Raw genomic sequence first — 23642 nt, 5'->3', positions numbered from 1 at the left:
CTGGAACACCAAACGGCGCCAGATACGACTGGAGGGACACACCCCGGAGGAATACCGGAGCATGTCCCTCACAGCCTAGACCCTGTATCCTAATAAACAACGTCCAACAAACGGGACGCAGTTCAGATCGCACCCATCCGCCGGTCGTCGAACGCGACGCCGGCCGCACCGACCTGCCGCTGGTCGTCGTCCCCGTGAGCATCCCGTCGATGACGCCCCTGCTGCTGGAACACCTCGACGACTTCGCCGGTCTGGCGCGCGTGCGCATCCACACCGACTGGACGGACGACGAGGACGCGCTCGCCGACCGCATGGCCGGGGCGCGCGTGGCGATGTCCACGGGGTTCCGGGCGCCCGCCTCGCTGCTGGCGCGCATCGCCCCGGACGTGCGCTGCATCACGTTCTGCGGCACCGGCGCCGTCAGCTTCATCGACCTGGAGGCCGCACGCCGCTGCGGCATCACCGTGTGCAACGCGGTCCACTACGGCGACAACGCCGTGGCCGAACACGCCATCGCGCTGATGTTCGAGCTGACCCACCGGGTCGGCGAGCTCAACGCGCGCACGCACGCCGGCGGGTGGCCGTCCGCCGACATCGCCGAGCTCGGCGGCCGCACGCTCGGCCTGGTCGGCTTCGGCGGCATCGGCCGCCGCGTCGCCCGGCTGGCCCGCGGCCTGGGCATGCGCCTGCTGGTGTGGGACCGCCGGCCGGACGGGGCCGCGCTCGCCGAGCTCGGCGCGACGCGGGCCGAACGGATGGAGGACGTGTTCGCCGGCGCGGACGTCGTCAGCCTGCATCTCGCGCTGAACGACGGCACCCGCGGCATCATCGGCCCACGGCACCTCGACCTGATCCGCCCCGGCGGCATGCTGGTCAACACCGCGCGCGCCGAGCTCATCGCACCCGGCGCGATGCTCGAACGGCTGCGCCGCGGAGACATCCTCGCGGCCGTGGATGTGACCGACCCCGAGCCGCTGCCGGACGACGACCCGTTGCGCGCGCTGCCGAACCTGGTCATCACCCCGCATGTCGCGTGGCGTTCGGACCGGGCGCTGCGGGCGCTGGTCGAGCAGAACGTGCGATCCGCGACGGCGTTCCTGCGCGGGAAGCGGTACCAGGTCATCGTCTGACGGCGCTCGCATGGCCGGGCGCCGGCCGGTGCCCCGGACGGCGTGCATTCCGCCCGGACGGCGTCCGATGCGACCGGGCGCCGCGGTTTCGGGGGCGCCCCCGAATGCCACGGGTAAGCGGAGCCGGAGGTACGCCGTTGTCCATCCGTCTCCGCTGCTCATTGTATCGACCCGTCACCGTGCATGCCAGCGACTGTCCACCGATGACGGGGTGACGCCGCCCCGGCGCCCCGCATGCCGTCCGCCCGCCGCCCGGCGGCCGGACGCCCGTGGGTATGCTGGTAGCGGAGAGCACATCGCAGGGAGGAGACGCCATGGCGCGCGAACGGTACGGCAGGCATGTCCGCCGCGGTCCCCGTCCGGTTCCGGGGTGGGTGGCTCCGCTGATCCTGCTGGCGGCCTGCCTGGCCTGCATCGGCGCATGGTACGCGGCGTCGCGGCCCGCGCCCGCCGGCCCCGCCCCGGTCGCCGCGGCGGCGCTGGAGCGCGAGGCCGCCCCGCCCGACCCGGTGGTCCGGCATCCGGGCAACTCCCCGGACTGCCCGGACGACGACTGCATCGCGGTCCTGGTCAACGGCGACCTGCTGTTCCACCCGAACCTGTGGGAGCATTTCGCCGGCGCCGACACGGCGGCCACCGACGGCACGGCGTTCGACTTCGGCCCGCTGTTCGAGCCGATGCGCCGGTACATCGACGCCTCCGACATCGCGATCTGCGAGTTCGAGACGCCGGTGGCCGAGCGCGGCGGCCCGTACTCCGGCTACCCGGTCTTCAACATCCCGCCCGAGGTCGCCGATGCGGCGGCGCGCGTCGGCTACCGGGCGTGCACGATGGCGACCAACCATTCGTGGGACCAGGGCGCGGCCGGCATCTCCCGGCTCGCCGCGGCGCTCGAGCAGAACGGCATCGCGCACACCGGCGCGTACCGCACCGAGCGGGAGTCGACCGAACCGCTGCTGGTCGAGTCGCCGACCGGCGGCGGCACGCTGGGACTGGTCGCCGGCACCGTGTCGCTCAACGCGATGACCCCCGACTACGACTGGCGGGTGGACCGGCTGCGCGACTTCGGCGACCCGAACCACGAATCCGACATCCGGCGCGCGGTCGACAAGGCGAACAGGGCGCGCGAGCAGGGCGCCGACGTCGTGGCGATGGCGATGCACTCGCTGCAGGAGTACCTCACCGACGCCGACGGCTGGCAGGTGGCCGAGGCGCACGAGCTCGCCGACACCGGCGCGTTCGACGTGATCTACGGCGCCGGCTGCCACTGCGCCCAGCCGATCGAGTACTACAACGACACGTGGATCATCTACGGGCTGGGCAACGCGGTCACCGTCGACGCGCCGGCCGAGAACATCGTCAACAACCAGGGCGTGACCGCCCGCATCCAGTTCGCCGGCAGGAAGGGCGTCGCGGGCTCGTGGCGCGTCAGCCGCATCGACTGGCTGCCGACCGCGAACAAGCGGCAGGGCGCGTACCAGTGGTGCCCGCTCGCCGAGGACAAGCCGGACGGCGCCTGCTGGTCGGACGACTACGACGCCCAGGTCCGCCGACGCATCGAGGACGTCGTATACTCGATGGGCGCCGACCGGACGGTGGTGCGCGAATGGAGGATCAGCGACGAGCTATGAGCGAGATGTTCACGCTGCTTGAGGACGCCGCCTCGCCGGCCCATGACGCGATGGTGGAGAAGAAGTCCGAGTTCATCGGCGACGCCTGCCACGCCGGCTCCCTGGACGAGGCGCTCGCCTTCGTCGAGACGATCCGCGAGCGGCACCCCAAGTCGCGGCATGTGGCGTACGCGGCGGTCTGCGGCGGCGCCGACGGGCGGCTGGCCGAGCGGATGAGCGACGACGGCGAGCCCTCCGGCACCGCGGGCAAGCCGATCCTCGACGTGCTGCGCGCCAACGCGCTCACCGACTGCGTGGTGGCGGTGACGCGGTATTTCGGCGGCATCCTGCTGGGATCCGGCGGGCTGATCCGCGCGTACTCGTCGACGGCGTCGCTGGCGGTCAGGACGGCGACGAAGGCGCGCATCGTGCCCTGTCGCCGGTACCGCGTGCCGCTGGAGTACTCCCAGCTGGGCCCGTTCCGGCAGCTGCTGGCGTCGGTGGGCGGCGTGCAGTCGGACGAGCGCTACGCCGAACGGGTGACGCTGGACGCGATCGTGCCGCAGGAGCGCGCCGACGCGTTCGAGGCGCGGCTGGTCGAGCTGTTCAACGCCGACGTGCGCGCCGAGCCGCTGGACATGGTCAACCGCGCGGTGCCGCTCGGGTAGATATGTACCCACCCCCGGATTCGGCGCTAATCTGTATAGCTATGACCGAGGAACAGACCGCACCCAGGCAATTCGAGCCGCTGACCGCCACCTACGAACGGCTGCGCCATTCGACCGACGCGCAGGAGCTGAGCGAGTACGCCCGCCGCCCGCTGCCCGACAAGTCCCAGCAGGCGGAGTTCTCGCGCGCCACGGCGTTGCTGGAGGCGGTGGCGGGCAATCCCCACACCCCGCTGGAGGACCGCGTCTTCCTCGCCCGGACGATGCCGTTCCCGAACATCCTGGTCAAGCTCTCGCAGGACGGCGACGTGGAGGTGCGCCGGGCGGTCGCCGCCAACGAGGACGACAAGAACTGGCTCGTCGGCCTGCTGACCAAGGACGACGACCCCGAGGTGCGCTCGATCGCGCTGCGCAACCCGCGAACCTCGTGGAAGATGCGCCTGGAGGGGGCGCAGAACCCGCTGGTGGACGCCGAGACGCTCGACTTCCTGGCCGATCTGGGCACCGAGCGGGAGTCCGGCGCCCCGCAGGTCCTGTCGGCGATGGTGCGCAGGGCCGTGGCGCTGAACCCCAACACCGGGGCCGACACGCTGGGGCGCCTTGCGAACGATCCGGCCCCCGAGGTCGTGCGCGCGGCGCGGCGCCGGCTGTCCACACAGTGAGAACGTTGGCAATTTGCGGCATGTCGGTCGCGTGCCGAAAATTCACAGGATTTACACTGGTTTCATGACTGACCACACTGAAAGTGAAGAGCGTCTTGCCCGTCCTCTGATTCGGTTGGCGAAACTGGTCGGCATCGGCACCAGTTATGTCGGGCAGAGCAACGACTACCACGAAATCGACGATGATGTCCTGGTATCCGTGCTGGCCGCCCTCGGCGTCGACGCCTCCGACGATGACGCCGTCGAGGCCTCGATCCGGCAGATCCAGCATGAGCGCCGGAGCCGCCTGGTGGCCCCGACCGTGCTGCACATCGCCGGCCGTGAGGACCGGATCAGCGTGAACACCCCGATCCTGACGGTGCCGACCGCCACGATCACGCTGGAGAACGGGGAGCCCTACAGCGGCGCCGTGCTGGCCGACGGCGACGGCACCGCGCAGGCGCACCTCGTCGACGGCGTGTTCATCGCCCCCGCCTCGATCGTGATCCCCGCCGACCTGCCGGTCGGCTACCACACGCTGCATGTGACCGTGGACGGCCGCACCGAGGACGCGACGCTGATCAGCGCCCCCGAGCGCGTGGAGCTGCCCGAGGCGATGAAAAGCCGCCAGCTGTGGGGCTGGATGGCCCAGCTGTACTCGATCCGCTCCGCCGGCTCGTGGGGCGTGGGCGACTTCGAGGACCTGAAGACGCTGCTGGTGCAGGCCAAGGAGCGCACCGGCGCCGACTTCATGCTGATCAACCCGATGCACGCCGCCGAGCCGGTCTCCCCGCTGACCCCGTCGCCGTACCTGCCGGTGTCGCGCCGCTTCGTGAACTTCACCTACATCCGCCCCGAGTCCATCGAGGAGTACCGCACCGCCGACGACGCCGTGCGCATGCAGGTGGACGACCTGCACGCGCAGGTCGCGCCGCTGAACGACGACGCGCAGAGGATCGACCGCGACGCGATGTGGCGCGCGAAGATGCACGCCCTGTGGATCATCTTCAAGGCCGGTCGCGGCCAGGAGCGCCAGGACCGGTTCGACGCGTTCAAGCGCGAGTGCGGCGAGGACCTCGAGTCCTACGCCACCTGGTGCCTGTGCTACGACAAGTGGGGCGCGCCCAGCGACCTGCCCGAGAGCTGGATCCGCACGCTGACCAAGGATTCCGCCGAGATCGCGGACCTGCGCCGGCAGTACCCCGACACGCTGGACTTCTACCGCTGGATGGAGTGGATCGCCACCGAGCAGTTCCGCGACGCCCAGGAGGCCGCCAGGGAGGCGGGCATGCAGATCGGCGTCATGGCCGACATGGCCGTCGGCGTGCACCCGTGCAGCTCCGAGGTGTGGTGGAACCCCGAGCGCTTCGCCCGCGGCGCCACGGTCGGCGCGCCGCCGGACTACTTCAACCAGCAGGGCCAGAACTGGAGCCAGCCGCCGCTGAGCCCCATCGACCTGGAGCGCAACGGCTACCGCACCTACCGCGACATCGTCCACGGCATGTTCGCGCAGGCCGGCGCCGTGCGCATCGACCACATCCTGGGCCTGTTCCGCCTGTGGTGGATCCCCGAGGGCAAGTCGGCCACCGAGGGCGCCTACGTGTACTACGACTCGAACATCATGCTGGGCATCCTCGCCATCGAGGCCTCCCGCGTCGGCGGCGTCGTGGTCGGCGAGGACCTGGGCGTGGTGCCGAGCTACGTGGCCGACTCGCTGGGCGAGCACGGGCTGCTCGGCTGCGCGGTCGAGTGGTTCGAGCAGACCGACGGCGTGTTCCACGAGCCGAAGACCTGGCGCCCGTACGCGCTGGCGTCGGTGAACACGCACGACCTGCCGCCGTGCGCGGGCTACCTGCAGTACGAGCATGTCAGGATCCGCGAGCGGCTGGGCCTGCTGACCTGCTCGCCGGAGGAGTTCATGGAGAGCGCCGTGCGCGAGCACAACGCGATGCTGGGCATGCTGATCGACAACGGCTACCTCGACCCCACGCTCCTGCGCGACGAGCAGGGCAACGAGCAGCAGATCGTCGAGTCGCTGTACCGCGCGATGAAGGCCTCGCCGTGCCGACTGCTCGCCGCGTCGCTGACCGACGCGGTCGGCGAGCACCGCACGCAGAACCAGCCGGGCACCAACAACGAGTATCCGAACTGGCGCATCCCGCTGGGCGACGCCCAGGGCCGCACGGTGCCGCTGGAGACCCTGTTCGACAACCCCAGGCTCCAGTCCCTCGCCGCCATCATGCAGGACTGAGCGGGCCCGCCGGCCGGCGCCCCTCCGGACGACGCCGCGCCTCCCAGCGTCGGGAGGCGCGGCGTCGCCGTGTCGGGCGGCCGTCCGTCGCGGCCCGTGCCCGTTCGGCGGCGGCCCCGCGGACGGGCTCGGAACGGCCGCGCGGCGGCCCGCCCGCGGGACGGGACACGTTGGTTGCCGAAAGTCTAGACGGGCGATATACTAAAGGATTGTTGTGTTTCCCTACGGGGTCCTTCAAAGCGCTTTCCCACTCGCCATCGAGGACTTTCAGGGAGCCCACGGATAATGAGGCCAACGACAGGCGCGACCGCTTCACCGCGGCTGGCGGCGGCCCGGAACACAATGAACAGAAAAGGTACATCGTGAAAACTTTCACTCCGAAGCCAGCTGATCTGACTCATGACTGGTACATCGTGGACGCCACGGACGTGGTGCTCGGCCGTCTCGCCACGCAGGTGGCGACCCTGCTGCGCGGCAAGAACAAGCCGACGTTCGCGCCTCACGCCGACTCCGGCAACCACGTGATCGTCATCAACGCCGCCAAGGTCGCGCTGACCGGCAGCAAGATGGGCAAGGAGCTCTACTCGCACTCCGGTCGTCCCGGCGGTCTGCGCCGCGACAGCTATGCCGAGCTGATGAAGAAGAACCCCGAGCGCATCGTCATCGCCGCGATCAAGGGCATGATGCCGAAGAACCGTCTTTCCAAGGTGCAGCTGGACCGCCTGCGCGTCTTCGCGGGCGCGGAGCATCCGCATACGCCGCAGAAGCCGCAGACCTTCGAGATCACCCAGGTCTCGCAGCAGGCCAAGTGAACCGAAGGGAGATAGAACATCATGGCTGAGAACAACAACTCCGCGGTTCTTGAGACCGAAGAGCTCACCTCGTACACCACCGAGACCAACTCCGGCGCCGGCACCGGCACCTCGACGATCGCCCCGGGCTACGGCACCGGCCGTCGCAAGGAGGCCGTCGCCCGCGTGCGTCTCGTGCCGGGCACCGGCAAGTGGACCATCAACGGCCGCACCCTGGAGGAGTACTTCCCCTCCAAGCTGCTGCAGCGTGAGGTCAACTCGCCGATCGTGCTGCTCAAGCTCGAGGGCAAGTTCGACTGCATCGTCCTCGTTGACGGCGGCGGCACCACCGGCCAGGCCGGCGCCATCCGCCTCGGCGTGGCCCGCGCGCTGAACGCGATCGACCGCGACGCCAATCGCGCCGCCCTGAAGAAGGCCGGCTTCCTGACCCGCGACTCCCGCGTCGTGGAGCGCAAGAAGGCCGGTCTGCACAAGGCCCGCCGCGCTCCGCAGTTCTCGAAGCGCTAAGGTCGCATGGCCGTGGCGGCGCCACGAGTCGCGCCCGGCCCCTTACGCGATGGCCCCCGTTCCTGCCAGCAGGAACGGGGGCCATCGCGTTGTCCGGCGCCGCGCCGGCCGCCCGCGGGTCCGGGCGGGCGGCCGGGCGTCACCAGGGAATCTGCTGGATCAGGCTGATGCTCAGCGACGGCACGCGCCACAGATGGTCGTCGGCGGCGCGCGCGGCGTAGCCGGCCGTAGCGTCGGCGCTCGGCGCCGCGGTCCGCGCGGGGGCCGGGGAATGGGCCGCGGCGTTCGGGGCCGCAGCCGTGCCGCCGTTCGGCGCGTCGGGGGAGCGCCGCGGCTCGGGGCGGTCGCCGCTGCTCACGGCGGAGCTCCACCGGCAACGCCACAGGCTGTCGGAGGGCAGGCGGAAGTCCATGTCGCGGTCCACGCCGTTGACCACGATGAGCACGTCCACCTCGTCGGCGGACATCAGGCGCATCGTGAAGCTGCGCAGCGAGGTGTCGAACCAGTCGCTCTCCATCGGCGTGGTGCCGTCCGGCAGGAACCACTGCACCCGGCTCGAGGGCTTGAGCAGCCCCAGCTGGGTGAGCCGCGTGAAGAAGTCCTCGTGGTGGAACAGCTCCAGCGACTTGCGGATCGCGATGAGCTCGGAGACCGCCTTGATGCGCCGGCGCTCGGGCGAGTCGCCCTGGTGGCGCATCCAGTCCCAGTTCAGCCAGGTGATCGCGTTGTCCTGGCAGTAGGCGTTGTTGTTGCCCTCCTGCGTGTTGAGGAACTCGTCGCCGGCCAGCAGCATCGGCGTGCCCAGCGACATGAGCAGCATGCCGAACATGTTGAGCGCCGCGCGCTCGCGCCGGCCTTCGACCTTGGGGTCCGTGGTCGGGCCCTCGACGCCGAAGTTGACCGAGTTGTTCGTGTTCGAGCCGTCGATGTTGTTCTCGCCGTTGAGCTCGTTGTGCTTGATCGCGTAGCGGGTCAGGTCGGTGAGCGTGAAGCCGTCGTGGCAGGCCACGAAGTTGATCGACGCGGTGGCGCCGCGACCCGGGTCGGTGGCGAACAGGTCGGCCGAGCCGCACAGGCGCGTGGCGATCTCCTGCATGCCCACGTCCCCGGGGCGCGCCCCGTTGGCGACGTCGGTCAGCCAGAACCGGCGGGTCGTGTCGCGGAAGCGGTCGTTCCACTCGCCGAAGGGCAGGCCGAACTGGCCGGTCCGCCACCCCTGGTTGCCCAGGTCCCACGGCTCCATGATGATCTTGAGGTTGCCCAGCAGCAGGTCGCTGCGCAGGGCGTACAGGAAGGGGTGGTGCCTGGTGAACTCGCCGTCGAGCCGCGCCAGCGAGGCCGCCAGGTCGAAGCGGAAGCCGTCGATGCCGATGCGCTTGGCCCAATAGCGCAGCGAGTCGATCGCGAACGTGACCACCGGCGTGTTCGTGAAGTCGAGCGTGTTGCCGCAGCCGGTCGTGTCCTCGAGCCGGCTGGGGTTGCCCTTCTGCTGGCGGTAGTAGGTGAGCGTGTCCAGGCCGCGCCAGCACACGGTCGGCCCCTCGCAGCCGCCCTCGCACGTGTGGTTGTACACCACGTCCATGATCACCTCGAAGCCGGCCTCGTGCATGGCGCGCACCATGTCGATGACCTCCTTGCGCACGGCCGCGGCGCCCTTGCGCTGGGCGGTGCGCGTGGCGTAGGAGGGCTCGGGCGCGAAGTAGCTCAGCGTCGAGTAGCCCCAGTAGTTCGTGCCGCCGCGCTCCTGGAGGAACAGCTCGTCCTGCTTGGCCTGGATCGGCAGCAGCTCGATCGAGGTGACGCCCAGCCGCTGCAGGTAGGCGAGCGTGGTCGGGTGCGCGAGGCCGGCGTAGGTGCCGCGCAGCTCCGCCGGCAGCCAGGGGGCGTCGGCGGTGAAGCCCTTGACGTGCAGCTCGTAGATCACGGTCTTGCTCCAGGGCACGTGCGGGTGGCTGGGTTCGCCCTCGTGCTTGGATTCGTCGCGGTCGTCGATGGCCACCGACATCGGCACCTTGCCCAGCGAGTCCACCGTGCTCATCGGCCCCCACGCCGAGCCCCTGACCTTGCCGTCGACGATCTCGCACTGGTAGGAGAAGGCCGCCGGGTCGAGCTCCATGCGCCCGTCGACGCCCTTGCCGTGCGGGTCGATCAGGAACTTGTACGGGTTGAAGCGCACGCCGTGCCTGGGGTCCCAGGTGCCGTCGACGCGGTAGCCGTAGCGCATGCCGTCCCAGGCCTTGGGCAGGTGGACGTACCACAGCCCGTAGTTCGGCCCGCTCATGCGGAACAGCGTCTCGCGCAGGCCGAGCCCCTCGAGCGCGCGCGTGGAGACCGGGTGGCTGCGGATCTGGGCGACGAACGGCGTCTGCGGGTCGTCCGGCAGCCTGATCGCCTCGTTGAAGAACGCGGTGGGCCGGTCGAGCGGCTCGATGACGCTGAGCCAGACCTGGTCGGCGTTCTCGGATCGGACCACGACGTCGGCGCCGCCGTCATCGGTGAAGTAGAAGCCAGGGCGTGTGGCGTAACGATGCAGTTCCGGGTTTCTCATAGGTCTCATTGTACGGAGGCGCGGCCGGGGCCGGACGGCGCGCGGCGCGCTGCCGGCGGGGCCGGGCGGGCCCGGCGCGGGGCGCGGGACGGTCCCGGGTCGGGGAGGGGCGGCTTCCGGTCCGGGCGCGGTCGCGGGCCGTGCCGGAGGGCCGGTCCTCGGGGCCGGGCGAACGGTCGTCCGGGAGGGGCCGCGCGGCCGTCGTCCGGACGGTCGGACCGGCGCCCAGCGCCCCGGCGGCGGGCGCATGGCGCGTCGACGAAGAGGTGTGAGCATTAGGACATGCAAAGAGAACAAAATCTAACATTTCGGCGTGCTGAACACGTTTGCAAGCAAAAAGCAATCTCGAATTATCAAAAAGGCACCACAACCACACATAAAACGCGCAACACGGCGAAGGCCGCGATTCGGTACCGCGCGTCCGATACATTGTGATGCAGGTCACAGTTATACTGACTGGTGACGAACCGCCGTCAGACGGCGAAGCCAACCTTTGCAAACCGCAAGATCGAGGAGGACTTCCAGTGGCAGAAGCAAAGAAGAACGAGGCTCCCGCTAAGCCGAGCCCGGAGGAGCTGCAGGCCCAGGCCGAGGCCGAGGTCGACGCTCTGGTCAAGAAGGGCCTGAAGGCCCTCGACGAGTTCGAAAAGCTCAACCAGGAGCAGGTCGACCGCATCGTGGCGAAGGCGTCGATCGCGGCCCTGAACAAGCATCTGGTGCTCGCGAAGATGGCCGTCGAGGAGACCGGCCGCGGTCTTGTGGAGGACAAGGCCACCAAGAACATCTTCGCCTGCGAGCACGTCACCAACTACCTGGCCGGCCAGCGCACCGTGGGCATCATCCGCGAGGACGACGTCATGGGCATCGACGAGGTCGCCGAGCCCGTCGGCGTGGTCGCCGGCGTCACCCCGGTGACCAACCCGACCTCGACCGCGATCTTCAAGTCGCTGATCGCGCTGAAGACCCGCTGCCCGATCGTCTTCGGCTTCCACCCGTTCGCGCAGAAGTGCTCGGTCGAGGCCGCGCGCATCGTGCGCGACGCGGCCATCGAGGCCGGCGCCCCGGAGAACTGCATCCAGTGGATCGAGCACCCGTCGATCCAGGCCACCGGCGCGCTGATGAAGCACCCCGGCATCGCCACGATCCTGGCGACCGGCGGCCCGGGCATGGTCACCGCCGCGTACTCCTCCGGCAAGCCCGCCCTCGGCGTCGGCGCCGGCAACGCCCCGGCCTACGTGGACAAGGACGTGGACGTGGTCCGCGCCGCCAACGACCTGGTGCTCTCCAAGCACTTCGACTACGGCATGATCTGCGCCACCGAGCAGGCCATCATCGCCGACAAGGACGTCTACACCCCGCTGGTCGACGAGCTCAAGCGCCGCAAGGCCTACTTCGTCAACGACGAGGAGAAGGCCAAGCTCGAGCAGTACATGTTCGGCTGCACCGCGTACTCGGGCGGCCACCCGAAGCTCAACTCGGTCGTGCCGGGCAAGTCCCCGCAGTACATCGCCAAGGCGGCGGGCTTCACCGTCCCCGAGGACACCACGATCATCTGCGCGGAGTGCAAGGAGGTCGGCGAGATGGAGCCGCTGACCCTCGAGAAGCTCTGCCCGGTCCAGGCCGTGCTCAAGTCCCCGGACAAGGAGACCGGCTTCGAGATGTGCGAGCAGATGCTCGTGCACGGCGCCGGCCACACCGCCGTCATCCACACCAACAACCAGGATCTGGTGCGCGAGTACGGCCTGCGCATGCACGCCTGCCGCATCATCTGGAACTCCCCGAGCTCGCTGGGCGGCGTCGGCGACATCTACAACGCGATCGCCCCGTCGCTGACCCTGGGCTGCGGCTCCTACGGCGGCAACTCGGTCTCCGGCAACGTCCAGGCAGTGAACCTCATCAACATCAAGCGCATCGCTCGGAGGAACAACAACATGCAGTGGTTCAAGATCCCGGCCAAGACCTACTTCGAGCCGAACGCGATCAAGTACCTGCGCGACATGTACGGCATCGAGAAGGCCGTCATCGTCTGCGACAAGGTCATGGAGCAGCTCGGCGTGGTCGACAAGATCATCGACCAGCTGCGCGCCCGCTCCAACCGCGTCACCTTCCGCATCATCGACTACGTCGAGCCGGAGCCCTCGGTCGAGACCGTCGAGCGCGGCGCCGAGATGATGCGCGAAGAGTTCGAGCCCGACACGATCATCGCGGTCGGCGGCGGCTCGCCGATGGACGCGGCCAAGATCATGTGGCTGCTCTACGAGCACCCGGAGATCGCCTTCTCCGACGTGCGCGAGAAGTTCTTCGACATCCGCAAGCGCGCGTTCAAGATCCCGCCGCTGGGCAAGAAGGCCAAGCTCGTGTGCATCCCGACCTCGTCGGGCACCGGCTCCGAGGTGACGCCGTTCGCCGTGATCACCGACCACAAGACCGGCTACAAGTACCCGATCACCGACTACGCGCTGACCCCGTCGGTCGCGATCGTCGACCCGGTGCTGGCCCGCACGCAGCCGCGCAAGCTGGCCTGCGACTCCGGCTTCGACGCGCTGACCCACTCCTTCGAGGCGTACGTCTCCGTCTACGCGAACGACTTCACCGACGCGATGGCCCTGCACGCCGCGAAGCTGATCTGGGAGAACCTCGACGTCTCGGTGAACTCCGAGCCGGGCGAGACCAAGACCAAGGCGCAGGAGAAGATGCACAACGCCGCCACGATGGCCGGCATGGCCTTCGGCTCCGCGTTCCTGGGCATGTGTCACGCGATGGCCCACACCATCGGCGCGCTGTGCCACGTGGTCCACGGCCGCACCAACTCGATCCTGCTGCCGTACGTGATCCGCTACAACGGCCAGATCCCGCTGGAGCCGACGAGCTGGCCGAAGTACAGCAAGTACGTCGCGGCCGAGCGCTACCAGGAGATCGCCAAGAACCTCGGCGTCAACCCGGGCAACACCCCGGCCGAGGGCGTCGAGAACCTGGCGAAGGCCGTCGAGGACTACCGCGACAACAAGCTCGGCATGAACAAGAGCTTCCAGGAGTGCGGCGTCGACGAGGACTACTACTGGTCCATCATCGACGAGATCGGCATGCGCGCCTACGAGGACCAGTGCGCCCCCGCGAACCCGCGCATCCCGATGATCGAGGACATGAAGGACATCGCGATCGCCGCGTACTACGGCGTCTCCCAGGCCGAGGGCCATCGCCTGCGCGTCGAGCGCCAGGGCGAGGCCGCGACCGAGGAGGCCTCGGAGCGCATCTGAGCGCGGCCTTCCGCGTGACCGCACGGGCGTGACGGCACAAGTCGCCGCGCCCGGCGGCGTCGCCGAGCGGAAACGAGGGGACCCCGACCGGAATCGTCCGGCCGGGGTCCTCGCGTATGCGCGGCGCCGGTCTTCACGCGGGCGGTCGGGCCGGGCGCCGCACATGCGCGGCCCGACCGCCCGTTCCATGCCGATACCTTGCGGACCTCCGCGCGTGCGGGTCCGCAAGTCCCGCGTGCCGCCCGCGCTACAACGCCAGCAGCGGCGCGCACATCACCGCGTAGACGAACACGACCAGGCTCATCACCATCTCCACCATGCCGACGACGACCGGCCTGAGCGCGCGCCGGCGGCCGATCATCGGCAGGGCGACGGCCCGGAGCAGCAGCATGGCGGCGACCGCCGCCAGCGGCGTGCCCGACGGCCCCTCGCGCCAGGCGACGATGACGCCGGCGGCGACCAGCAGGGCGTGCCACGCCCACGACGCGACCAGGAAGCCGCGGCTGCGCCGCTCCCGGATCATCGTCTTGACGAACAGCACCGAGCCGAACTGGGTCAGCGCGAACACCGCCGCGAGCACGAACCCGGTGGCAGGCGCCAGCGGATCCGGCCGGCCGAGCGTGTAGACGACCGCGGCCATCATCGAGGCGGCCAGCACCGAGGCGGCGTTCGACCACAGCGAGCGCTCCCGCCGGATCCACGCGCCCCGGAACGTGAGCCCGGCGAGCACGGCGTACGTCGGCGCCCATGCCAGCACCGCCGGGTGCACGACGAGGAAGGGCGCGCCGACGACCGCCAGCAGCGCCGCATACGTGGCCGCCGGCGGCAGGTAGCGGCGCCGGAAGCGCGAACGGAGCCACCGCGCGACGGTGAACTGCACGCAGTAGCACAGCAGCCAGGCGGCCGTCAGCCAGAGGCGTCCGGCGTCCGCGCCGCCGACGACCACGCCGGCGAGCGCGGGCAGCAGCGCCATCATCCAGGCGCCGGGCTGGTCGGGGATCCACAGCTTCGCGTATGCGCGACGCCGGGACGGGGTGCGTTCATGATCGGTCATGGTTTCAACGTAGCCCAGCCGGCCGCGCGTTGTCCAGACCCCTGCCGGGTTTCCCGACAGCCCGCATGGGGGCCGTCCGCGCGGCCGGCCCGGCGCGGTGCCGCCGTGTCGCCGCGTTCCGACCCTAGGATGGGAGTCATGCAATTCGATCCGCTGGCGCAACGATATCACTCCCAGCGCTTCCCGCTGTACGCGGGCCGCGCGATGGTCAACTGCTCGATGCCGCAGGCCTCCGCGGCCGGTCTCGAGGTGCTGCTCAAGGGCGGCAACGCCTTCGACGCGGCCGTCGCCGCCGCGGCCGCGCTGACCGTCGTGGAGCCGACGTCGAACGGCCTGGGCTCGGACGCGTTCGCCATCGCCTGGAGCGCCCGCGACGGGCGGCTGGTCGGCCTGAACGCCAGCGGCCCCGCGCCTCGCGGCATCTCGATCGAGCGGGTGCTGGCCGACGGCAACGACGAGCACGGCCGCATGCCGGCGCTCGGATGGACCCCGGTCACGGTCGGCGGCGCGCCGTCGGCGTGGGCGGCGCTGAACCGGCGGTACGGCAGGCTGCCGCTGTCCGCCGACCTCGCCCCGGCCGTCGCCTACGCGCGCGACGGCTACCCGTGCGCGCCGAACCTGGCCCACGACTGGGACGCCGCGTTCCGCCGGTACCGCGCCCTGAACGCGGACGGCCGCTTCGACGCCTGGATGCGCTGCTTCGCGCCGGGCGGCCGCGCGCCGCTGGCCGGCGACATCGTGCGGCTGCCCGACCATGCCGACACGCTGGAGGCGATCGGCGACAGCGACGCGCGGGCCTACTACGAGGGCGGCATCGCCCGGACGATCGACGCCGCCAGCCGCGCGGCCGGCGGATACCTGCGCTACGAGGACCTCGCCGCGTACCGGCCGCGCTGGGTCGAGCCGCTGCGTGTGGAGTACCACGGCTACGAGGTGTGCGAGATCCCGCCGAACGGCCAGGGCATCGTCGCGCTGATGGCGCTGAACACGCTCAAGCACCTCGACGTCGGCGACGCCGGCTCGCCGCTGACCTGCCATCGCCAGCTGGAGGCGGTCAAGCTGGCGTTCGCGGACGCGTTCGAGTCGGTCACCGACCCGGACGACACCGACGTCGACTACGCGGCGTACCTGACCGACGAGTACGGCGAGCGCCAGGCCGCCCGCATCGGCGAATGCGCCGAGGTCCGCACCCGCCGCACCCCGTCCGCCGGCGGCACCGTCTACCTGTGCTGCGCGGACGGTGAAGGCAACATGGTGTCGTACATCCAGTCGAACTACATGGGGTTCGGCTCCGGCGTCGTCGTCGACGGCACGGGCGTCGCGCTGCAGAACCGCGGCGCCGACTTCGCGCTCGATCCGGCGCTGGCGAACGCGCTGAAGCCGGGCAAGCGCAGCTACCATACGATCATCCCGGGCTTCCTGATGAAGGACGGCCGCCCGGTCGGCCCGTTCGGCGTGATGGGCGGGTACATGCAGCCGCAGGGGCATGTGCAGGTCGTGATGAACGCCGTCGACTTCCACATGGATCCGCAGCAGGCCCTGGACGCGCCGCGCTGGCGGTGGGACCGGCTCAACGACGTCGCCGTGGAGACGCGATTCGACGCGCAGACGGCCCGCGCGCTCGGCCGGATGGGGCACCGGGTGGCGGTGTCGCTGGAGACCGGCGGCTTCGGCCGCGGCCAGATGATCGTCCGGTTGGACAACGGCGTGCTGGTCGGCGGCACGGAGTCGCGCACCGACAGCAACATCGCCTGCCTGTGACGTCGCCCGTCGGCGGGCATGGGCGATGCGCCCGCCGGCGCATCTGGTATCGTGGCGCGTGACGGCCGGAAGGAGGGACCCATGGGCGAACGCGCGGGGCGGTATGCGCTGATCGACACGATCCGGGGGCTGGCCATCGTCAACATGGTGGCGTTCCATTTCCTGTACGACGTGTTCATGGTCTACGCCGTGGACCCGTCATGGTACGCCCGGCCGGCGGTGCACGTCTGGCAGCAGGCGATCTGCTGGACGTTCATCCTGGTGTCGGGGTTCGTGTGGCCGTGGGGGAGCCGGGGCAACCTCGGGCGCGGCGTCATGCTCAACGTGTGCGGCCTGGTCATCAGCGGCGTGACCTGCCTGGTCATGCCGTCCGAGGCGGTCTGGTTCGGCATCCTGAACTTCATCGGCTGCGCGGTGCTGCTGATGATCCCGCTCGAGCGGGCGCTGCGGCGCGTGCCGGCCGCGATCGGGCTGGTCGGCTCGTTCGCGCTGTTCGAGGTGTTCCGCGACGTGCAGCTCGGGTATCTGGGCATCGACGGGCTGTTCCGGCTCGACCTGCCCTCGTGGCTGTACGACTGCCGGGTGCTGACGCCGTTCGGGTTCCCGTTCGACGGCTTCTCGTCGAGCGACTACTTCCCGATCCTGCCGTGGTTGTTCCTGTACATGTGCGGGTACTTCCTCAACCGGATCTTCGCGCGGATCGCCGTGGCACAGCGCGCCGCGAGGCATGGCATCGCGCCGCTGTCCGCGATCGGCCGCCACGGCATCTGGATCTACCTGGCGCACCAGCCCGTGTGCATGCTCGCCTGCATGGCCCTGGCCCAGGCCGGCCTGCTCGCCGCCCTGCCCGTGTGACCGACGCCCGTGGCCGTGTGACCATTCCCGTGCTTGTGCGCCCGTGTGACCGGGTGCCCAGCGTGCTGTTCGCGGCCCGCGTGCGCGCCCGTGTGTGCTGGGGCCCGTGCCTGTGCGTGCCTGTGTGCCCGTGGATGCTTGGCGCGCGGCCCGTGTGCCCGTGCTCGCGCGTACCTGTGTGTCCTAGCGCCCGTGTCTGCGCGTGTCCCTGTGATTGATGCCCGTGTCTGCGTGTGCCCGTGTGCCTGTGGATGCCTGGCGCGCTTTTCGCGGCCTGCGTGCCCTTGCTCGTGCACGCCCGTGTGACCAGGTCTCCGGCGCAAAACCTCGCACATGCACGACTTCACACGTGTGCCATGCCGTGGTACGGAACCCTCTGACGGCCGGCCATCGTGCACCGTACCGTACCACGGTACGGTACGGAATCCAGACCCTTGATATTCCGCCGTTTCTGAGTGTGCACCGTACCGTACCGTGGTACGGAATCCCCAAAAGGGCACGGGTGGGCTTGTGTACCGTACCCCGTGGTACGGAATCCATTTTTGTCGTTTGGGGTCGTGCGGTACCGTACCGTGGTACGGTACGGAATCTTAAGCCTTGGTATTCCGCCGTTCCTGGATGGGCACCGTACCGTACCGTGGTACGGAGGGCATCGGTGGCCGATTGTCGCGTTCGGTACCGTACCACGCAGGTGGGGCGTACGGGCGGGGATGCCGACGCGGCGCTGGTCGCAGTGGTGGCGCGAGGTTGATCGGACGAGTGCCGACGTATATACGTATATGCGTATGTACGTATATATTCGGTCCGCGACGGTGGGGCGGTGCCGTGACGCGACCGATCAGGTATGGGATCCGCGCCCGTCCGCAGGCGACACCACGGAGCCGGGGCAGGGTGACGGTGTGAGGGCGGCTCGCCTGCGGAGCCGTGTGGCGGGGAGTCCGGTGGACTGCCTGTAGGCGACGCCGAGGCGACACTGCGGAGCCGGGGCAGGGTGACGGTGTGAGGGCGACACGCCCGAACTCCTCATGGGCCACCCCGAGTGCTTTAATAAAGCAGTTGCCTGTTTTGGGCTCGCAATTTGAATCAAAAAAAGCGAGTGCAGGACGAGCGCCTTTCACCAGTGGGGTGCTCGGGTGCCTGCGCACTGATGTGGCCTGTCCGCGGGGTCTGACCCCTCGGGCGTGTCTGCCGGTGCCCTTCAAACAGGATGGTAAACAGTAAACGAATCGCTAGAAAGGGCGGACGGCAATGGCGGGACAGAAAATCCGCATCAGGCTTAAGTCCTATGACCATGAGGTCATCGACCAATCGGCGAAGAAGATCGTCGAAACGGTGACGAACGCGGGTGCCACTGTGGTGGGCCCCGTTCCGCTGCCGACCGAGAAGAACGTGTTCTGTGTCATTCGTTCTCCTCACAAGTACAAGGATTCGCGCGAGCACTTCGAAATGCGCACTCACAAGCGTCTTATCGACATCGTGGACCCCACTCCCAAGGCTGTGGACTCCCTGATGCACATTGATCTGCCCGCCGATGTGAACATCGAGATCAAGCTGTAAGGGAGGAGGGAACCGCTATGTCGCAGAACGCCAATCGCACCGCGCTGCTGGGCAAGAAGCTCGGCATGTCGCAGGTTTGGGACGAGAACGGCTTCTTCGTGCCCGTGACGCTCGTCGATGTGTCCACCAACGTGGTCACCGCCGTGAAGACCGAGGAGACCGACGGCTACAAGGCCGTCCAGCTCGGCTACGGCCAGATCGATCCGACGAAGGTGACCAAGCCGCTGGCCGGTCACTTCGCCAAGGCCGGCGTGACCCCGCGCCGCCACCTCGTCGAGGTGCGCACGGAGAACGCCGAGGACTACCAGCCGGGCCAGGAGCTCACCGCCGAACTGTTCGGCGAGGGCGTGCAGGTGGACGTCACCGGCACGACCAAGGGCAAGGGCTTCGCCGGCACCATCAAGCGCTGGGGCTTCGCCTCGTACCGCCGCTCGCACGGCTCGCACAAGAACGAGCGCCGTCCGGGTTCGGTCGGTGCCTGCGCCACCCCGAGCCGCATTCTCAAGGGCAAGCGCATGGCCGGTCGCATGGGTCACGTGACCTCGACCGTGCAGAATCTCACCGTCGTCTCGTCGGATGTCGAGAACGGCATTCTCGCCATCAAGGGCGCCATCCCCGGCCCCAAGGGCGGCATCGTTCTCGTCCGTTCGGCAGTGAAGGGAGCCTGATAATCATGGCAAACGTTACTCTGAACGTCACTGACGCCAAGGGCCAGGCCACCGGCACCGTCGATGCGCCCGCCGAGGTGTTCGGCATCTCGCACGAGGACATCATGGCCCACGTGCCGCTGGTGCACCAGGTCGTCATCGCCCAGCTCGCCGCGGCCCGCCAGGGCACGCACGCCGTGAAGAACCGCGCCAAGGTCTCCGGCGGCGGCAAGAAGCCGTGGAAGCAGAAGGGCACCGGCCGCGCCCGCCAGGGTTCGACCCGCGCCCCGCAGTGGGTCCACGGCGGCGTCGTCCACGGCCCGGTCCCGCGCAAGTACGATCAGCGCACCCCGAAGAAGATGAAGGCCGCCGCGCTGCGTTACGTGCTGTCCGACCGCGCGAACGCCGGCCACGTCGCCGTCGTCGACTTCGGCATCGGCGATACCCCGTCCACCAAGACCGCCGTGGCCGCGCTCACCCCGCTGACCGGGAACAAGTTCACCACCGTGGTGCTGTCCCGCGACAACGTCAACGAGTGGCTGTCGGTCCGCAACATCCCCACCGTTCACCCGATCTTCGCGGATCAGCTGAACACGTACGATGTGGTCACCGCGCAGTACGTCGTCTTCTCGAAGGAGGGCTTCGAGGCCTTCGTCGAGGCGAAGTGCGAGCCCAAGGCCACCAAGGAGGCCTGATCAACATGGTCGCAATTCACAAGCCCGCTCACGACGTCATCCTCAAGCCGGTGGTCTCCGAGAAGAGCTACGCCGCCTCCGACCGTGGCCAGTACACCTTCGTGGTGGCCAAGGACGCGAACAAGGTGCAGATCAAGCAGGCCATCGAAGAGATCTTCAAGGTCAAGGTGACGAACGTCAACACCCTCAACCGCCAGGGCAAGCGCCAGCGCACCCGCACCGGTTACGGCCAGCGCGTCAGCGAGAAGCGCGCGATCGTGACCGTGGCCGAGGGCCAGACGATCGACATCTTTGGTAACTGAAGGCTAGCCGACAAAGTCAAAGGAAGAACTACATTATGGCTATCCGCGTTTATAAGCCGACGACCGCCGGCCGCCGCAACGCCTCGGTTTCGGATTTCTCCGAGATCACGCGTTCGACGCCCGAGAAGTCGCTGGTTCGCAAGCTCAGCAAGACTGGCGGCCGCAACTCCTATGGCCGCATGACCTCCCGCCATCGCGGCGGCGGCCACAAGCGCCAGTACCGTCTCATCGACTTCCGTCGCTGGGACAAGGACGGCGTGCCGGCCAAGGTCGCCCACATCGAGTACGACCCGAACCGCTCCGCCCGCATCGCGCTGCTGCACTACGCCGACGGCGAGAAGCGCTACATCATCGCGCCGGAGGGCATCAAGCAGGGCGACGTCATCGAGACCGGCGCCCAGGCCGACATCAAGCCGGGCAACAACCTGCCGCTGCGCAACATCCCGACCGGTACCGTCGTGCACGCGATCGAACTCCGCCCGCTCGGCGGCGCGAAGATCGCCCGCTCCGCCGGTGCCGCCGTCCAGCTCGTCGCCAAGGACGGCGCCTACGCCCAGCTGCGTATGCCGTCGGGCGAGATCCGCAACGTGGACGCCCGCTGCCGCGCCACCGTCGGCGAGGTCGGCAACTCCGACCACGCCAACGTGCAGCTCGGCAAGGCCGGCCGCGCCCGCTGGATGGGCAAGCGCCCGATCACCCGTGGCGAGTCCATGAACCCGGTCGACCACCCGCACGGCGGTCGCACCCGCGGCGGCAAGCCGCCGGTCTCCCCGTGGGGCAAGGGCGAAGTTCGTACCCGTCGTCCGAAGAAGGCCTCGAACAAGATGATTGTTCGTCGTCGTCCGAATGGTAAGAACCGCAAGTAAGGGAGTGTCGAGAAGATGACTCGTAGCATCAAGAAGGGCCCCTTCGTCGACGCCCACCTGCAGAAGAAAGTCGACGAGCAGAACGAGAAGGGCACGCACAACGTCATCAAGACGTGGTCGCGCCGTTCGATGATCACCCCGGACTTCATCGGCCACACCTTCGCCGTCCACGACGGCCGCAAGCACGTGCCGGTGTTCGTCACGGAGGCCATGGTTGGCCACAAGCTCGGTGAGTTCGCCCCCACGAAGACCTTCAAGGGTCACGTGAAGGACGACAAGAAGGCCCGCCGCTAAAGGAGAGTAGAGACTTATGGAAGCTAAAGCAATCGCTCGTCACGTCCGCGTGACGCCGCGCAAGGCTCGCCGCATGGTCAACCTCATCCGAGGCAAGCAGGCGACCGAAGCCGTCACCATCCTGAAGTTCGCTCCCCAGTCCGCCGCACTGCCGGTGCGCAAGACCCTGGAGAGCGCCATCGCCAACGCCCGCGTGAAGGCCGACAAGGCCGGCGAGCCGTTCCGCGAGAACGATCTGGTCGTCAAGGAGACCTATGTGGACGAGGGTGTGACGCTCAAGCGTTTCCGCGCCCGCGCCCAGGGTCGTGCCGCTCGCATCAACAAGCGCACGAGCCACATCACGGTCGTCGTCGCTAGCAAGGAAGGAGCCCGCTAAAGATGGGTCAGAAGATCAATCCCTTTGGCTACCGCCTGGGCATCACTGAGAACCATCGCTCGCGCTGGTTCTCCGACTCCAACAAGGCCGGCGAGCGCTACCGTGACTTCGTCCTCGAGGACGACAAGATCCGCAAGGCCATGAGCAAGGACCTCGAGCGTGCGGGCGTGTCCCGCATCGTCATCGAGCGCACCCGCGACCGCGTCCGCGTCGACATCCACACGGCCCGCCCGGGCATCGTGATCGGCCGTCGCGGCGCCGAGGCCGAGCGCGTCCGCGCCAAGCTGGAGAAGATCACCGGCAAGCAGGTCCAGCTCAACATCTTCGAGGTGAAGAACGCCGCTCTGGACGCCCAGCTGGTGGCCCAGGGCATCGCCGAGCAGCTGAGCAACCGCGTGACCTTCCGCCGCGCGATGCGCAAGGCCCAGCAGGACGCGATGCGCGCCGGCGCCAAGGGCATCCGCATCAAGCTCTCCGGCCGCCTCGGCGGTGCGGAAATGAGCCGTTCCGAGTTCTACCGCGAGGGTCGCGTCCCGCTGCAGACCCTCCGCGCCCTGATCGACTATGGCTTCTTCGAGGCCAAGACCACCTACGGCCGCATCGGCGTCAAGGTGTGGATCTACAAGGGCGACATGACCGAGCGTGAGTTCGAAGAGCAGCAGGCCCAGCAGGGCAACAACCGTTCCGGCCGTCGCGGCGATCGCCGCCCGCGCCGCGGCAACCGCCCGGCCCAGCGTCAGAACGCCGCCGTCGAGGCCGCCCCCGCGGCCGAGGCCCCGGCCGCTGAGGCGCCTGCCGCCACGGAAACGAAGGAGTGAGTCGATGCTTATCCCGAAGAGGACCAAGTACCGCAAGCAGCACCGTCCTACCCGTAGTGGCATGTCCAAGGGCGGCAACGAGATCGCGTTCGGCGATTTCGGCATCCAGGCGCTGGCGCCGGCCTATGTGACCAACCGCCAGATCGAGGCCGCGCGTATCGCCATGACCCGCTACATCAAGCGTGGCGGTCGTGTGTGGATCACCGTGTTCCCGGACCGCCCGCTGACCAAGAAGCCGCTGGGCACCCGAATGGGTTCCGGCAAGGGCACGCCTGAGTTCTGGATCGCCAACATCCACCCCGGTCGCGTGATGTTCGAGATCGGCGGTGTGTCGGAGGACGTCGCCCGCGAGGCCCTGCGCCGCGCGATCGACAAGCTCCCCATGAAGTGCCGTGTTATTGCTCGCGAAGGCGGTGACATCTGATGTCAGTCGGAACTGCAGACTACACCATCAAGAATCTCAACGAGAAGACCAATGCCGAGATCGAGGGCTTCCTGAAGAAGTCCAAGGAGGAGCTGTTCAACCTGCGCTTCCAGTCGGCGACCGGTCAGCTCGACAACACCGCCCGCCTCAAGGCGGTCAAGCACGACATCGCCAGGATGTACACCGTCCTGCGCGAGCGTGAGCTCGGCATCAGCCAGGCGCCCGAGGCGACCGACACGAAGACTGAGGAGAAGTAAGCATGGCTGAAGAGCGCAACTTCCGCAAGGTTCGTCGCGGTTACGTCGTGTCCGACGCAATGGACAAGACCATCACCGTCGAGCTCGAGCAGCGTTCGACCCACCCGCTGTACGGCAAGGTCGTCCGCTCCACCCGCAAGGTCAAGGCCCATGATGAACACGGCGAAGCCCACGTTGGCGACCTCGTGAGTATTATGGAGACTCGGCCCCTGAGCAAGACCAAGCGTTGGCGTCTCGTCTCGATCATCGAGCGCGCCAAGTAAATAAGTTCGGCAAGGCTCCGCGAGTCACCCCGCCGTCCGGCGGGGTGCT

At 68.7% G+C, this 23642-nt stretch carries 24 protein-coding genes; 22 read left to right on the top strand and 2 right to left on the bottom strand.

Annotation, left to right across the window (positions count from 1 at the left end; all coding sequences use genetic code 11):
- The 8 genes from KIH73_RS11095 to rpsI form a co-directional block, all read left to right on the top strand.
- The coding region (locus KIH73_RS11095) for an IS3 family transposase (protein WP_338023972.1) at nt 1-79 on the top strand (79 nt) is incomplete at its 5' end.
- 130 nt (nt 80-209) lie between these two features.
- Entirely contained in the window at nt 210-1130 is a 921-nt protein-coding gene (locus KIH73_RS06740; protein ID WP_219081839.1) for an NAD(P)-dependent oxidoreductase, read from the top strand.
- A 314-nt stretch (nt 1131-1444) separates the two neighbouring features.
- The gene (locus tag KIH73_RS06735; protein WP_219081837.1) at nt 1445-2761 is read left to right on the top strand and encodes a CapA family protein; all 1317 of its coding nucleotides are present in this window, start codon (nt 1445-1447) and stop codon (nt 2759-2761) included.
- A gap of 5 nt (nt 2762-2766) precedes the next feature.
- On the top strand, nt 2767-3408 hold the full coding sequence (locus KIH73_RS06730; protein WP_219081845.1) for an IMPACT family protein: 642 nt from the start codon (nt 2767-2769) through the stop codon (nt 3406-3408).
- 41 nt (nt 3409-3449) lie between these two features.
- The gene (locus KIH73_RS06725; RefSeq protein ID WP_236022637.1) at nt 3450-4070 is read left to right on the top strand and encodes an AbrB family transcriptional regulator; all 621 of its coding nucleotides are present in this window, start codon (nt 3450-3452) and stop codon (nt 4068-4070) included.
- A gap of 64 nt (nt 4071-4134) precedes the next feature.
- Nucleotides 4135-6300: a 4-alpha-glucanotransferase gene (gene malQ, locus KIH73_RS06720; RefSeq protein ID WP_219081834.1), complete on the top strand. Its 2166-nt coding sequence runs from the start codon at nt 4135-4137 to the stop codon at nt 6298-6300.
- A 362-nt stretch (nt 6301-6662) separates the two neighbouring features.
- Entirely contained in the window at nt 6663-7112 is a 450-nt protein-coding gene (gene rplM / locus KIH73_RS06715) for a 50S ribosomal protein L13 (protein WP_219081832.1), read from the top strand.
- 21 nt (nt 7113-7133) lie between these two features.
- Complete coding sequence (rpsI, locus tag KIH73_RS06710) at nt 7134-7619, top strand: 30S ribosomal protein S9 (protein ID WP_219081830.1); 486 nt, start codon at nt 7134-7136, stop codon at nt 7617-7619.
- A 139-nt stretch (nt 7620-7758) separates the two neighbouring features.
- Here the strand turns inward: rpsI and glgX are convergent, their stop codons facing one another.
- Nucleotides 7759-10167, bottom strand: a complete 2409-nt coding sequence (glgX, locus tag KIH73_RS06705) for a glycogen debranching protein GlgX (protein ID WP_219081828.1) — start codon at nt 10165-10167, stop codon at nt 7759-7761.
- 524 nt (nt 10168-10691) lie between these two features.
- On the opposite strand from glgX, the gene adhE reads away from it, so the two are divergent.
- The gene (adhE, locus tag KIH73_RS06700) at nt 10692-13424 is read left to right on the top strand and encodes a bifunctional acetaldehyde-CoA/alcohol dehydrogenase (protein ID WP_219081825.1); all 2733 of its coding nucleotides are present in this window, start codon (nt 10692-10694) and stop codon (nt 13422-13424) included.
- Between the two features lie 247 nt (nt 13425-13671).
- Here adhE and KIH73_RS06695 read toward each other — a convergent pair whose 3' ends face one another.
- A complete protein-coding gene (locus KIH73_RS06695; protein WP_219081823.1) occupies nt 13672-14478 on the bottom strand; it encodes a YwiC-like family protein in 807 nt (268 codons plus the stop codon).
- Nucleotides 14479-14616: 138 nt separating this feature from the next.
- On the opposite strand from KIH73_RS06695, the gene KIH73_RS06690 reads away from it, so the two are divergent.
- The 13 genes from KIH73_RS06690 to rpsQ all read left to right on the top strand — a co-directional run bounded on the left by KIH73_RS06690 (nt 14617) and on the right by rpsQ (nt 23593).
- The gene (locus KIH73_RS06690) at nt 14617-16239 is read left to right on the top strand and encodes a gamma-glutamyltransferase family protein (protein ID WP_219081821.1); all 1623 of its coding nucleotides are present in this window, start codon (nt 14617-14619) and stop codon (nt 16237-16239) included.
- Between the two features lie 81 nt (nt 16240-16320).
- Entirely contained in the window at nt 16321-17094 is a 774-nt protein-coding gene (locus tag KIH73_RS06685) for a heparan-alpha-glucosaminide N-acetyltransferase (RefSeq protein ID WP_219081819.1), read from the top strand.
- A 1248-nt stretch (nt 17095-18342) separates the two neighbouring features.
- Nucleotides 18343-18651: a 30S ribosomal protein S10 gene (gene rpsJ, locus KIH73_RS06680; RefSeq protein WP_003827292.1), complete on the top strand. Its 309-nt coding sequence runs from the start codon at nt 18343-18345 to the stop codon at nt 18649-18651.
- A gap of 17 nt (nt 18652-18668) precedes the next feature.
- On the top strand, nt 18669-19319 hold the full coding sequence (gene rplC, locus KIH73_RS06675; RefSeq protein ID WP_219081817.1) for a 50S ribosomal protein L3: 651 nt from the start codon (nt 18669-18671) through the stop codon (nt 19317-19319).
- A 5-nt stretch (nt 19320-19324) separates the two neighbouring features.
- Nucleotides 19325-19993 (top strand): 50S ribosomal protein L4, encoded by a 669-nt coding sequence (gene rplD, locus KIH73_RS06670; RefSeq protein WP_219081815.1) that lies wholly within the window; start codon nt 19325-19327, stop codon nt 19991-19993.
- 5 nt (nt 19994-19998) lie between these two features.
- Nucleotides 19999-20295: a 50S ribosomal protein L23 gene (gene rplW / locus KIH73_RS06665; protein WP_219081813.1), complete on the top strand. Its 297-nt coding sequence runs from the start codon at nt 19999-20001 to the stop codon at nt 20293-20295.
- Between the two features lie 35 nt (nt 20296-20330).
- Nucleotides 20331-21161 (top strand): 50S ribosomal protein L2, encoded by an 831-nt coding sequence (rplB, locus tag KIH73_RS06660; RefSeq protein WP_033515185.1) that lies wholly within the window; start codon nt 20331-20333, stop codon nt 21159-21161.
- 15 nt (nt 21162-21176) lie between these two features.
- On the top strand, nt 21177-21455 hold the full coding sequence (gene rpsS, locus KIH73_RS06655) for a 30S ribosomal protein S19 (RefSeq protein ID WP_015450968.1): 279 nt from the start codon (nt 21177-21179) through the stop codon (nt 21453-21455).
- Nucleotides 21456-21471: 16 nt separating this feature from the next.
- Complete coding sequence (gene rplV, locus KIH73_RS06650; protein ID WP_219081809.1) at nt 21472-21831, top strand: 50S ribosomal protein L22; 360 nt, start codon at nt 21472-21474, stop codon at nt 21829-21831.
- Between the two features lie 2 nt (nt 21832-21833).
- Nucleotides 21834-22649, top strand: coding sequence for a 30S ribosomal protein S3 (gene rpsC, locus KIH73_RS06645; protein ID WP_219081786.1), 816 nt, complete (start codon nt 21834-21836; stop codon nt 22647-22649).
- A gap of 4 nt (nt 22650-22653) precedes the next feature.
- Nucleotides 22654-23073, top strand: a complete 420-nt coding sequence (rplP, locus tag KIH73_RS06640; RefSeq protein ID WP_219081784.1) for a 50S ribosomal protein L16 — start codon at nt 22654-22656, stop codon at nt 23071-23073.
- Nucleotides 23073-23330 (top strand): 50S ribosomal protein L29, encoded by a 258-nt coding sequence (gene rpmC, locus KIH73_RS06635; RefSeq protein WP_219081782.1) that lies wholly within the window; start codon nt 23073-23075, stop codon nt 23328-23330. Before rplP ends, rpmC begins: the two co-directional genes overlap by 1 nt.
- A 2-nt stretch (nt 23331-23332) precedes the next feature.
- A complete protein-coding gene (gene rpsQ / locus KIH73_RS06630) occupies nt 23333-23593 on the top strand; it encodes a 30S ribosomal protein S17 (RefSeq protein ID WP_033505245.1) in 261 nt (86 codons plus the stop codon).
- The last annotated feature ends 49 nt before the right edge of the window (nt 23594-23642 follow it).

Source organism: Bifidobacterium phasiani, from assembly GCF_019331775.1.
Taxonomy (GTDB): Bacteria; Actinomycetota; Actinomycetes; order Actinomycetales; family Bifidobacteriaceae; genus Bifidobacterium; species Bifidobacterium phasiani.
This window is presented reverse-complemented; position numbering and strand designations above follow the sequence as displayed.